The organism is Gracilibacillus sp. HCP3S3_G5_2 (assembly GCF_052063305.1).
Classification (GTDB): Bacteria; Bacillota; Bacilli; order Bacillales; family Amphibacillaceae; genus Gracilibacillus.
Window position 1 is genome coordinate 424,077 of record NZ_JBQHXU010000002.1, and the last position, 12,862, is coordinate 436,938.

Here is a 12,862-nt window from a genome sequence, read left to right on the forward strand (position 1 = left end):
TCACCTCTTCTATCATTACTTGTCGGTTAGTACACTAACACCTGGCAGTTCTTTACCTTCCATAAATTCCAAGGAAGCACCGCCACCTGTTGAAATGTGGTCCATCTGTTCTGCATAGTTAAATTTTTCAACTGCAGCAGCAGAATCTCCCCCACCAATAACAGTATAACCCTCTGTCTTGCTTAGTGCATCTGCGACAGCTTTTGTACCATTGGAAAATGCGTCTAATTCAAATACACCCATAGGTCCGTTCCAAATAACTAATTTAGAGTCTTTAACAATTTGCGCATATTTCTCGCGAGTTTTTGGGCCGATGTCTAATGCCTCTAAATCAGCTGGAATGGAGTCAATAGCTACAATTTCTGTTTTTGCATCATTAGAGAATTCATCCGAAATGACAACATCAACAGGCATAACAAAATTGACACCTTTGTCTTTTGCTTTTTGCATATATTCTTTTGCTAACTCGATTTTATCTTCTTCAAGTAATGACTTACCAATTTCATGTCCTAATGCTTTGACAAACGTATAGGCAAGACCGCCACCAATAATCAAATTATCAACTTTATCTAATAAATTATCGATGACACCGATTTTATCTTTTACTTTTGCACCACCGATAATCGCTGTGAATGGGCGATCTGGATCAGACAAGGCTTTACCTAGGACGTCTAATTCTTTTTCTAAAAGGAAGCCTGCTGCGGATGGAATATGTTCTGCAATTCCTGCTGTTGATGCATGTGCACGGTGAGCAGCACCAAAAGCATCATTTACATAATAATCTGCTAGGCTAGCAAATTCTTTTGCCAATGCTGGATCATTTTTTGTTTCTCCTGGCTCAAAACGAACATTTTCAATTAATAATAGATCGCCGTCTTCCAGTTGGTTAACTGCTTGGTTTACTTCTTCACCATAAACCTGATCTGTTTTCAAAACGGATTTGTTGCTAAGGTCACTTAATCGTTTAGCAACTGCATCCATACGAAGGTCTTCTACTACTTCTCCACCTGGACGACCTAGATGGCTAGCAAGGATAACTTTGGCTCCTTGTTCAGATAAATATTGGATAGTTGGTAATGCTGCTTTGATACGTGTGTCGTCAGTTACTTCACCGTCTTTCATTGGTACGTTGAAGTCAACACGGCAGAATACCTTTTTACCTTTTACGTCAATGTCTTTAATTGTTTGTTTGTTCATTAGAATGAACCTCCTTAAGGACTTTGGTTTCAGCTCTATTTTCTTTGTGATAGAAAGAGATGGATGACTTTCTTTCCACAAATAGATCACTATTCATCTACCAAGGTTACTTTCATCACGATGATAAATAGCTATTTTTCCATCTTCTAGGTAAAAACGGGAGGAGGATCAATCCCCCTCCCGTTTCTTTGTTACGCGCTTATAGTCCTTGTTTTTTCAAATATGCAGCTAAGTCAACTACACGGCTAGAGTATCCCATTTCGTTGTCATACCAAGATACTACTTTTACCATGTTACCTTCCATTACCATTGTAGAAAGTCCATCAATAGTAGAAGAGTTAGTATTTCCAATGTAGTCAACAGAAACTAATGGCTCATCAGAGTATCCTAAGATACCTTTCAAGTGGCCTTCTGCTGCTTCTTTTAATGCACCATTTACATCTTCCACAGTTACTTCTTGATCTAGTTCTGCAACTAAGTCAACTAATGAACCGTCTGGAGTAGGTACACGCATTGCCATACCATTCAATTTACCTTCTAATTCAGGTAATACTAGAGAAACTGCTTTTGCAGCACCTGTAGTTGTTGGAATGATATTTTCAGAAGCCGCACGAGCACGACGATAGTCCTTGTGTGGTAAATCAAGAATTTGTTGATCATTTGTATATGAGTGAATAGTAGTCATCATACCACGTTTTAAACCAAATTTATCATTTAAGACTTTTGCATATGGAGCTAAACAGTTTGTTGTACAAGAAGCATTAGAAATTACATGGTGATTAGCCGGATCATATTTATCTTCGTTAACACCCATAACTACAGTAATATCTTCGTCTTTTGCAGGTGCAGAGATGATAACTTTCTTCGCCCCAGCATCTAAGTGTTTAGCTGCTGCATCACGCTGAGTAAAGATACCAGTAGATTCAACAGCGATTTCTACTCCAAGATCACCCCATGGTAAGTTAGCTGGGTCACGCTCAGAAAGAACTTTAATTTCTTTTCCACCTACTACTAGAGAATCTCCATTAACAGAAACTTCTTCTTCTAGTTTTCCGTGAACAGAGTCATATTTAAGTAGATGCGCAAGCATATTTGCATCAGTTAAGTCGTTAACTGCTACCACTTCTACCTCATCGTTATTTAAAGCTTGACGAAAAACGTTACGACCGATACGGCCAAAACCATTAATACCTACTTTTACTGCCATGCTTAATTCCTCCTTAAAGTATCCTTTATGATTTATATTTTAAAGGGATTAACCCTTTAACAACTCGTTTGCTGCCGCCTCATCTGTAATTAAGACATTGCTTTTCCCTTGCTTAAAGTAAGACTGTATCGCTTTTGCCTTGGAAGAACCACCAGCTACAGCAATAACATATTGTGCACGTTCAAGCTCTTCTAATTGCATACCAACAGTACGTACTTTATAAACAACCTCACCTTGCTCATCAAGGTAATAACCAAATGCTTCACTAACAGCATTACCTCTTCTCAACTTATTTAAAACTTGCTCAGAAGCTTTACGGCGCTTTGCCATCGTAAATGCATCACCTATACTGTGAAGAACAATCTTCGTATCACGAATCATTTCTAAAATGTCCTTGATAGCTGGTTCTTCGATGATCGAGTGATAAGTCTCCTCGCTTAACGGGTCAGGGACATATAACATACGATAATTACCATTAGCCTTTTTCGCCATTTGTGCACAAATCGTATTAGCTTGATTTTCTACTTGTTCTCCTAAACCGCCTCTTGCTGGAACAAACGTACAATTTGCAGCATGTTCAATAGGCTTCATTTGGTTGGCAACTTCTGCCATTGATGTACCGCCTGTCACTGCTATTGTTTGATCGGAAGTTAAAATGGAATGTAAAAATTGTACACATGCTTTTCCTAGTTCCTGTTTAACGGATGGTTGCGAATCACTATTCCCCGAAACGATAATAACATGCTCCAATTGTAATTTATCCTTAATTTGAGATTCTAAAACACGAAATTCGGAAATCTCATTCATAAAAGAAGATAATTTCTCCACAATCGTGTCTCCCTCATCAGTAAGGGTCATTCCTTTCGATGTCACCATAATAAAACCATGCTTGCTTAAAAAGTCAATTTCACTTCGAACCTCTCGTTCTTTTAGTTGAAGATTTTCAGCTAAGCTGCGACGTCCGATTGGTTGCATCATCTGTATGTAGTGAAGTATTTTGTATCTTTTCTGCATGATATCGAGTAAATCCGGGTACAATTTTTGTTGAATATCTAATAAATCCTTCAATCGGAAACGCTCCTTTATTTTACACCGGGGAATATTTGTCCCTCCTAGTCGCATTCCGTCCCACTCAGAACAAAAAAATAACTTCCATAATTAATTGTATCAAATGGTCAAACATCTCTCAACTATTTTCTGAATTAATTTTCATTTTCAGATAGCTTTCGACTCTTTCCATGTCGATTATCTCAGCGTCGACGATGATGTCCTCATGCTTGATGACCGGGATCAGGAGATGATAGGCTTCCAGCAATACATCATCATTATAAATATTAATTTCTTCGAATTCAAATAAATAATCCTGTTGTAACATTTCTAGGATTGTTTTAGCTTCGTCACAGAGACTACAATTTTCTTTACCATATAGTTTTAATTTCACTATATACACCACCTTAACCAAACTAGAAAACCTCTTCTGTAAAATGAGATGTAGATACCTACTACGAACAAATAAAAATTATCTTTCATTGAATGCATGCATACGCTACGGCAAAATACTTCGCTTAGCATAGCGTTCTAATTGCATGCCTTTCCATTCGATTGCTGCCATCCGCTCCGACAGAATACTCCACTTTCCGTGGGCTCGGCTTCAGCTAACTTGGTAAAGAAAAGCCCTTTACCAAGTGGATCTTCAGCTCTCATTTTCCCACAGGAGTCTCCGTATTCTGCCTACGCTATTTCCATCATTTTATTTTTAATGTGGAGATATTAAGATATATCTTACCGTGTATTTCTCTTTCAATCAGAAAACTTCACAAAGCGGAGGCAAGATACGCAGACTCCTACTGGAACAGCGCGTGCCGAAAATCCCGCAAGAAAACGTCCTTTGTTTTCTGAGGAAGTTGAGGCCGTGCCCGTGGAAAGCGAAGTATATTGCCGGAGCATATCAATAAACGTTTTCTAATTCAGAATAGAGGAAGCAAATACTTCGCAATTGCCCAAGGTTGTTTACGTATTGTCTCTTTTCACGAAGTTACTGATCAGATTTTATTGCTTCCATACTGGTGTCAATCATTTCTTTAACGATGGCAGCAGATTGATGTAATTGTTGATTTTCTTTTTCTGTTAATTTCAGTTCGATTACTTCACGTATACCATTTTCATTTAGTAAAGCTGGCACACCAATGTATATATCATTTAATCCGTACTGTCCTTCTAATCGAGCAGAAACAGTTAAAATCGCGTTTTCATTGTTTAAGATTGCTTTTGTTAAACGGACTAACCCTAATCCGATACCATAATAGGTTGCTCCTTTTCGCTCGATAATATGATATGCCGCATCTCTTACATTCTCAAAAATCTCTATCATGCTTGGATTTTCATGAAGGCTATCAATACCAGCATATTGCTCTAGTGGTACACCACCAATTTGCACGTGGCTCCAAACAGGTAGCTCTGAATCACCGTGCTCTCCAATGATATATGCCTGTACATTACGTGGATCTACTTGAAAGTGTTCGCCTAATAAATAACGGAATCTTGCTGTATCCAGAATCGTTCCTGATCCAATTACACGTTCTTTCGGCAAACCAGAAATTTCCTTTGTAAGGTGAGATAGAATATCTACCGGGTTTGTTGCTACTAAAAATATCCCTTGAAAGTCTACATCCATTACTTTACGAATGATCCCTTTGAAAATTTTGGCATTCTTCGTGACAAGGTCTAGTCTTGTTTCCCCTGGTTTTTGATTGGCACCAGCAGTTATTACAACTAAATCGGCGTTATGACATTCTTCATAATCTCCAGCTTTTATGCGCATAGGATTACCAAATGCCATACCATGATTCAAATCTCTAGCTTCTCCATCCGCTTTTGCTTGATCTAAATCAATAAGAACTATTTCATTAACAACACCTTGATTTAACAATGCATATGCATAACTTGTTCCTACCAGTCCAGTTCCTATAACTACTACTTTTCTTAATTTCGTTTTATGAATTGGCATCCACAACCATTCCTTCCAAAAAAAATGGGATATAGTTATACTATATCCCATTTCATCCTCTTATCAAACATTATCTCTTTGACAATTAATTGAATAACTGATCTATTACTTCTTCCACCCCTAAAACACCTGAAGCAACTAACCCATGAATATAATGTTTTCTTATCGAAATAGCATCCGCACCTTGTTGTAAGTAATTGTTTAAGTTATTTTTCGTTTCTACTTCTGTCTCCACAACAATAGTTAAGCTTTCACCCACAATAATTTTAATTTGTTCTAATAATTCAAGATTAGATTGATTAATATTAGATAAAATAATTCCATCAAATTGATGTTTTAGTGCCAAACGAATATCATCTAATGACAAATCTCCGTGTATAAAAACAGGTAATGTTGTGAATCTTTTTATATACTGAAGATCTGCCCATTTGATTTCACGTTTTTGATATTCTTGTGCAATTTGTTCAGACAAAGAGCTTTTACTATCATAATATTTCTTAGCAAAAATGGGATCTACTACAAAGTTGGCTGATCCTCTCACTAATTGATCCGGCTGCTGATAGACTTCGTCGTTAGAAACCGACAAAATGATTGCCTGATATCCTGCTAATTCAGCACGTTGAACAAAATGCTTTGTAAGCTCTACATCCTTAAAAATATGTGCTTGAAACCACAGCTCACTATCTGGCACAGCATCACTTATTTCTTCAATACTATAAGACGAATGACTGCTCACAATAAAAGGTACACCTTGTTTACTAGCAGCCTGTACGGTAGCTAATTCACCATCTTCATGGAAATAGGTCTGAGCACCGACTGCACCTAACAACAGAGGAGAAATCTTCCATTTAGATGATGAATTATTATAACGTATAAAGGATGTAGCATTCCCTTTATGGGATGTTAATTGATCTAAAAATAAAGTTGCTGCTTGTGATAACTGTTTTTCAGCGACTTCCTCTAAGCTTTTTACAACAGTTCTATTCACCTTTGCTTTTGCCATGTTATATGCCTCCTAATAATGAAGGGAAACAAAATAGTCCCTCTTGATAAACAAGAGAGACGCAAACGCTTATCTCCCTCTTATTTTTCAAACAGATGTTTGCAGGATTTAGCACCTTTTAAGCTCGGATTACTTAAGGTTGCCGGGTTTCATCGGGCCAGTCCCTCCACCACTCTTCATAAGAGTATTTATATGTTTTCATTTGTCGCTTTATTAGCTCTTTTCACTTCCAATGCTTTTAATTCTCTTCTTAAAATCTTTCCGCTGATTTTCGTCTTCGGTAATTCTTCCATCACCTCTATTTCTCGAGGTGCTGCATGTGCGGAAAGATTTTTCCGAACGAATAAGCGAATATCTTCCATTAATTGAACTGAATGCTGATAACCAGCTCTTAATGTAATAAATGCTTTGACTAATTCTCCGCGCAATTCATCTGGTTTTCCAATGACACCAGCTTCTTCAACTGCTGGATGTTCAATTAATTTGCTTTCTACCTCAAATGGACCTATTCGCTCACCTGCAGAGTTGATCATATCATCATTACGCCCCTGGAAGAAAACATATCCTTCTTCGTCTTGTAAAGCAAGGTCCCCAGAAATATACCAGCCTTCGTATTGGAAATAAGATTGGAATTTGTCTTTGTTTCCCCAAATTTCTTTCATCAGTCCTGGCCATGGTATGCGAACAGCTAATTGACCTATTTCGCCTCGAGGAAGCTCATTACCTTCTTCATCTAGAATTCCTACTTGTACGCCTGGAAAAGGTCTTCCCATTGAACCTGGTTTAATATTTTCAGCTGGAAGATTCACAATTAAGTGGCCCCCTGTTTCTGTCATCCACCACGTATCATGAATACGTACCTTTAAGCTTTTCCACGCCCAATGAATTACTTCAGGATTTAATGGCTCTCCAACACTCAACACATGCCGAATAGAGGATAAATCATATTGTTGATAAAGATCACCTTTTGACAGAAGCATGCGAAAGGCAGTTGGTGCGCTATACCAGATCGTTACACCTAATTCCTCAATCAAGGAATACCAATTTTCCGCACTAAAGCGACCACCTTGGATGACAACAGTTGCTCTATTCAATAATGGAGCAAACAGACCGTACACACTTCCTGTTACCCAGCCAGGATGGGAAGTACACCAATAAACATCATCATCTTTAATATCCAGTACCCATTTACCTGTTATAATGTGATGCTGTATGGCACGGTGGGCATGTAACACACCTTTCGGTTTACCAGTAGAACCACTCGTATAGTGGATGATTAAACCATCTTCCCAGTCAACCCATTCTACATAATCATCACCGTCAACAGGTTTTACCAACTCATTAGCAATATTCTCCACAAAAAGGATGGTTTCTAGTGATGGGATATCTTCTTGTGGAACACGTTTTACCAAATTCTTATCCGTAATTAGTAATGTACCATCACAATCATTAATACGATCCCTTACCGCTTCTTCCATAAATGCTTCAAATAATGGACCAGCGATAGCACCAACCTTAATGGCAGCCAGAATAGCAATATAACATTCAGGCGTTTTAGGTAGAAAGACAAATACACGATCTCCCTTTGTAACACCGTGCTCTTTTAAAATACGGGCATAATGATCTGTTTGATCCTTTACTTCCTTAAATGTATAAGAGCGTTTTTCATTGTTATCGATATAATGTAAAGCAATTTTGTCTCCATACCCGTCGTCAACATGGCGGTCTATTGCCTCATATGCTGCATTGATTTTCCCTGTTTTTGCAGCAGATAATAATGCTTTTGCATCTGACCAGTCAAAAGTCCGATAAATCTCATTATAATTATTAAGATTATACTGACCATCTAACGTTTCTAACTGCTTTGTAGTCAATTGTGGCATTTACTTCTCCCCCTTAATGACCGGTTACTTTTTGTTTAAATCTAAAGATGCTAATATTTCTGATTTTAAATGTGCCAATTCTTCATTTCCACGATCTCTTGGTCTCTTTTGATTAATCTGAATCTCTTTCTCTACTTCTCCAGGCTGCCCTCTCAGTATGAAGACACGGTCACATAAATAAGTTGCTTCATCAATATCATGTGTTACTAAGATAATGGTAGCTTGATATTTTTGCCACACATCCAATAAAAGATCTTGTAATTGCATTTTTGTAAATGCATCAAGTGCACTGAATGGTTCATCCAGAAGGAGAATTTCAGGTGATGTCACCAATGCTCGGGCAATTGCGACCCGCTGTGCCATACCACCTGATAATTCACGAGGATACAGCTTTTCTTTTCCTCTTAATCCTACACTCTCTAAATACTCGATAGCTTTATTTTCCTTATCTCTACGGCTACCAGCCAATCCGAACGTCACATTATCCAACACATTTAACCAAGGAAGCAATCTCGGCTCTTGAAAAATAAACCCTGTTGTATCGTGAATGTCTTTTGTTACGGTCCCGTTAATTTCAATCTCACCATCGTAATCAGGGTCAAGACCGGATATTGCTCTGAGTAAGGTACTTTTTCCACATCCACTAGTGCCTAACAAACCAATAATTTCTCCTGGCCTCACTTCAAAATTGACATTTTGTACGGCGGTTACACCATTAAACGTACGGCTTACATCTCTTAATGCCAGACTCATTTGTTTCATCCTTTCTTATTTTTGCACACGGTCCTGCCAATGCAACGAACGAATTTCTACCAGTTTTAGCAGCCAGTCCGTTAATTTACCGATAATCGCAAATAGTATGATACTCGCTAGAATTGTATCAGGCTGTGACATATTTTGACCTAGTACTAGTAAAAATCCTAGGCCTTGACTCGCGCCCATCAATTCCGCCGCTACTACAAACATCCAGCCAAGTCCTAAGCCACTTCTCATTCCTACTAAGAAAGATGGTAAAGAGGCAGGCAGAATAATTCGCTTTACAAGTTGAAATGTATTTAATCCGTACATCTTACCAACCTCAATCAATTTACGATCGACGCCTAAAATACCACTAACAATATTTAAATAAACAGGGAAAAATACACCAACCGCAATCATCGTTATTTTAGACGTTTCCCCAATGCTTAGCCATAGAATAAACAAGGGGACCCATGCTAAAGATGGAATGGAGCGAAAAGCTTGAATCATTGGATCTAGTAATTGCTCTGCTTTTTTATAGAATCCAACAAGTGAACCTAGTAATATCGCTGCCACTGTTCCTACAATAAATCCGGCAAACACCCGATAAGTGGTAATACCGATATGTCCCCACAGAGAACCATCTTGTGCCATACTCCCTATTTTTCCTAAGACTGTTGTCGGCGCTGGCAATTGATTAGAAGGGACAACGCCAGCACGACTTAAGGTTTCCCACAAAATAACTAGAATGACAGGAATAATACTACCCATTAATATAGTTCTAAACAATGAGCCATTATTTTTATTGATTGTTACTCTTTTTCCTCCCGTTTCTGATGACGCTGGGTTCACGTATCCAGCTGTTACGTCATTTTGTTGCTTAGCCATTTATTCTGCCCCTCCTAAAATTTCTACACCATTTATTGTATTACCGCTTCTGCAAACTCCGGATTTATTAGCTCATCTGTTAATGTCTCCACATCATTATCATCATCTAAGTCACCGGAATCTTTCAACACATTACCAGCTGCGATGATAGATTCAATATGCTCTATTCCTGGTATTGGGTTCGAAAAGTCCGTTCTTTCCACTAACTGAATTTCCGCCACATCCATACTAATATCTGCTTCTTTGGCTAATAACTCTGCCGCTTCTTCAGGGTTTTCTAGTACCCATTCACGTGCTCTTTCATATAATTCAATTACTTGTTCAACATATTGAGGATAGCTTTCCGCAAAGTCTTCGCGGACATTTAAGAAACCATACGTATTAAGATTAATATCTCTGTAAAATAGTTCAGCTCCTGATTCTAATTCATGTTTAGCCATATGTGGATCGAGCCCTGCCCATGCATCTACGTCACCATTAACCAACGCATTTCCACCATCAGCATGCTGTAGTGGAACTACTTCAATATCATTCGTAGATAAACCGACTGAGTTTAAAGCTCTTACCAAGAAAATATATGGATCTGTACCAAGAGTTGCTGCCACTTTTTTACCTTCCAAGTCTTCAATTGATTCAATCTCAGAGCCTTCATTAGTTGCCAATGCTGTCCACTCCGGCTGAGAATAAATATATACATTTTCCAGCGGCACACCATTTGCCTTCGCGATCAGAGCTGCTGCACCTGCTGTAGAACCGAAGTCTACACTATCACTATTTAAAAACTCGATTGCTTTATTACTTCCTTGACTTAATGTCCAAGTGACATCGATATCTTCTTCCTCAAACACTTCTTCTGCCCACCCGAATTCCTTTAATACTAAACTTGTTGGCGAATAATAGGCATAGTCTAAACGAATCTCAGAAGGTTTTCCTTCATCAGCATTGCTATCAGATGAACAGCCAACGGCTAAAATAATAATGATTCCACATATCGCAATTGCCATAAAGCTTCTTAAATCAATTAATGGTATCTTTTTCATTATTAGTATTCTCCTTTTCGTACTAGATTTCACATGCATAGGTGGAAATAGTTCCTCTTAAGCGTTGTGCCTCTTTATATGTGCATCGGTTATGGACCACCTGCAAACCACCTTGAAGGGCTATTTCTTCCGCTTTTGGTGACACAACACCTTCTTGAAGCCAGAATACTTTTGGATTTACTTCTATTGCCTCTTTGGCAATCTCTACTGCAGCGTCTGGACTACGGAATACTTGGACAATATCGATATCGACCGGAACACTTTTTAAGTCTGGATATGCTTTTTCTCCTAAAATTTCCGTTTCTCGCGGATTAACCGGTATGATTTTATAGCCAAGTCGCTGCATTTTTCTTGCTAGGCGGTAACTAGGTCTCGCTTCTTTTCCACTTAGCCCAACAATGGCTAGAGTCTTTTGTCGTGTTACTTCTTCTCCGTTTTCCACGTATCGTTCATATGGTGAATTTAATGCCCATTTGATAATTCCTTCGTCATTTACAACAATTTGCTTCTCATTTTCTTCACCTATTCCAGTTGCCTTCACTAGCGCTTGGTCAAGGTCATTTTTAATATCCCTAACTGATTCGATGCCTACAGACAAGCGAACTAATTCTTCTGAAACACCAGTTTGTTCAAGTTCTTCTTTTGTCAGTTGCTGGTGTGTTGTAGATGCTGGGTGGATAATGAGTGATTTAGCATCTCCTACGTTCGCGACATGTGACCATAATGCAACATTGTTGATTAAGTCACGACCTGCATCACGTCCACCTTTAATGCCAAATACAATAATTGAACCATAGCCATTATTTAAGATACGCTTTGCTAACTCATGGGATGGATGACTTTCAAGACCAGGATATCTTACCCACTCTACCGCTTCATGTTCATTTAAGTGTTTTGCGAGTTCCAGTGCGTTTTGATTATGTCTTTCAACGCGAATATGCAAAGTCTCTAATCCCTGTAACAATTGAAATGCATTAAAAGGACTTAGTGCTGCCCCAAAGTCTCTCAATAATTGCACACGCACTTTGGTAATAAAGGCTAATGTTCCAAAATCTACTGCATAGCGAATACCGTTGTAACTTGGATCAGGCTCTGTGAACGCTGGATATTTTTCAGAATTCCAGTTAAAACGTCCACCATCAATAATGACACCACCAATGGATGTTCCATGGCCACCAATCCATTTCGTTGCAGAATGGACTACAATGTCTGCACCAAGTGTGATTGGTTTACATCCAAATGGAGTGGCAAAAGTATTATCAATTATTAACGGAATACCAGCATCATGTGCAATCTCTGATACCCTTTCCACATCTAATACCTGTAAACCAGGATTACCAATAATTTCACCGTAAACGGCTTTTGTTTTATCTGTAATCGCTGCTTTAAAGTTTTCAGGGTCTGTTGGATCAACGAATGTAACAGTAATTCCATAACGTGGAAGTGTTACATTGAACAAATTGTATGTTCCACCATATAAGTTGACGCCTGCAACAATTTCATCACCGGCACTTGCCAGATTTAAAATTGATAGCGTTATAGCAGACATACCTGAGGCTGTAGCAACAGCCGCAACCCCATCCTCTAAAAGAGCCATCCTTTTTTCAAAGACATCAACCGTTGGATTCCCAATTCTTGAATAAATATTGCCCGGCTCATCTAGAGCGAATAATCTTTCTGCATGCTCCGTATCGTGGAACACGTATGAGGTAGATTGATAGATAGGTACTGCCCGTGAACCTGTTGTCGGATCAGGCGCTTGCCCTCCATGTAGATGAATTGTTTCCGGATCGTAAGTTGAGCCTTTAAAATTTGTCATTATTTATTTCCTCCCCAATTAAAATTTCCATTTTAAGTACTATCTCTATTAAAAAAAGCCTTCTTCGATAAGAAGAAGGC

11 protein-coding genes and 1 riboswitch are annotated in these 12,862 nt (G+C 38.5%); all 11 genes read right to left on the reverse strand.

What is annotated here, in order from left to right; translation table 11 throughout:
* Positions 1–15: 15 nt before the first annotated feature.
* The gene (locus ACTNEP_RS04605) at positions 16–1,197 is read right to left on the reverse strand and encodes a phosphoglycerate kinase (protein ID WP_441160514.1); all 1,182 of its coding nucleotides are present in this window, start codon (positions 1,195–1,197) and stop codon (positions 16–18) included.
* A 199-nt stretch (positions 1,198–1,396) separates the two neighbouring features.
* Positions 1,397–2,404, reverse strand: a complete 1,008-nt coding sequence (gene gap / locus ACTNEP_RS04610; protein ID WP_441160515.1) for a type I glyceraldehyde-3-phosphate dehydrogenase — start codon at positions 2,402–2,404, stop codon at positions 1,397–1,399.
* Positions 2,405–2,452: 48 nt separating this feature from the next.
* On the reverse strand, positions 2,453–3,472 hold the full coding sequence (locus ACTNEP_RS04615) for a sugar-binding transcriptional regulator (protein WP_441160516.1): 1,020 nt from the start codon (positions 3,470–3,472) through the stop codon (positions 2,453–2,455).
* A gap of 118 nt (positions 3,473–3,590) precedes the next feature.
* A complete protein-coding gene (locus tag ACTNEP_RS04620) occupies positions 3,591–3,845 on the reverse strand; it encodes a glutaredoxin family protein (protein ID WP_441160517.1) in 255 nt (84 codons plus the stop codon).
* 594 nt (positions 3,846–4,439) lie between these two features.
* On the reverse strand, positions 4,440–5,411 hold the full coding sequence (locus tag ACTNEP_RS04625) for an L-lactate dehydrogenase (RefSeq protein WP_441160518.1): 972 nt from the start codon (positions 5,409–5,411) through the stop codon (positions 4,440–4,442).
* An 85-nt stretch (positions 5,412–5,496) separates the two neighbouring features.
* Positions 5,497–6,414, reverse strand: a complete 918-nt coding sequence (locus ACTNEP_RS04630; RefSeq protein ID WP_441160520.1) for an alpha-hydroxy-acid oxidizing protein — start codon at positions 6,412–6,414, stop codon at positions 5,497–5,499.
* Positions 6,415–6,491: 77 nt separating this feature from the next.
* Positions 6,492–6,599, reverse strand: a riboswitch (SAM riboswitch).
* Between the two features lie 3 nt (positions 6,600–6,602).
* On the reverse strand, positions 6,603–8,297 hold the full coding sequence (gene acsA / locus ACTNEP_RS04635; protein WP_441160522.1) for an acetate--CoA ligase: 1,695 nt from the start codon (positions 8,295–8,297) through the stop codon (positions 6,603–6,605).
* Positions 8,298–8,321: 24 nt separating this feature from the next.
* Positions 8,322–9,050 (reverse strand): ABC transporter ATP-binding protein, encoded by a 729-nt coding sequence (locus ACTNEP_RS04640; RefSeq protein ID WP_441160524.1) that lies wholly within the window; start codon positions 9,048–9,050, stop codon positions 8,322–8,324.
* 15 nt (positions 9,051–9,065) lie between these two features.
* A complete protein-coding gene (locus ACTNEP_RS04645) occupies positions 9,066–9,923 on the reverse strand; it encodes an ABC transporter permease (protein WP_441160525.1) in 858 nt (285 codons plus the stop codon).
* 32 nt (positions 9,924–9,955) lie between these two features.
* Complete coding sequence (locus ACTNEP_RS04650; protein WP_441160527.1) at positions 9,956–10,963, reverse strand: aliphatic sulfonate ABC transporter substrate-binding protein; 1,008 nt, start codon at positions 10,961–10,963, stop codon at positions 9,956–9,958.
* A gap of 22 nt (positions 10,964–10,985) precedes the next feature.
* Entirely contained in the window at positions 10,986–12,782 is a 1,797-nt protein-coding gene (locus ACTNEP_RS04655; protein WP_441160528.1) for a PLP-dependent aspartate aminotransferase family protein, read from the reverse strand.
* Between the last annotated feature and the right edge of the window lie 80 nt (positions 12,783–12,862).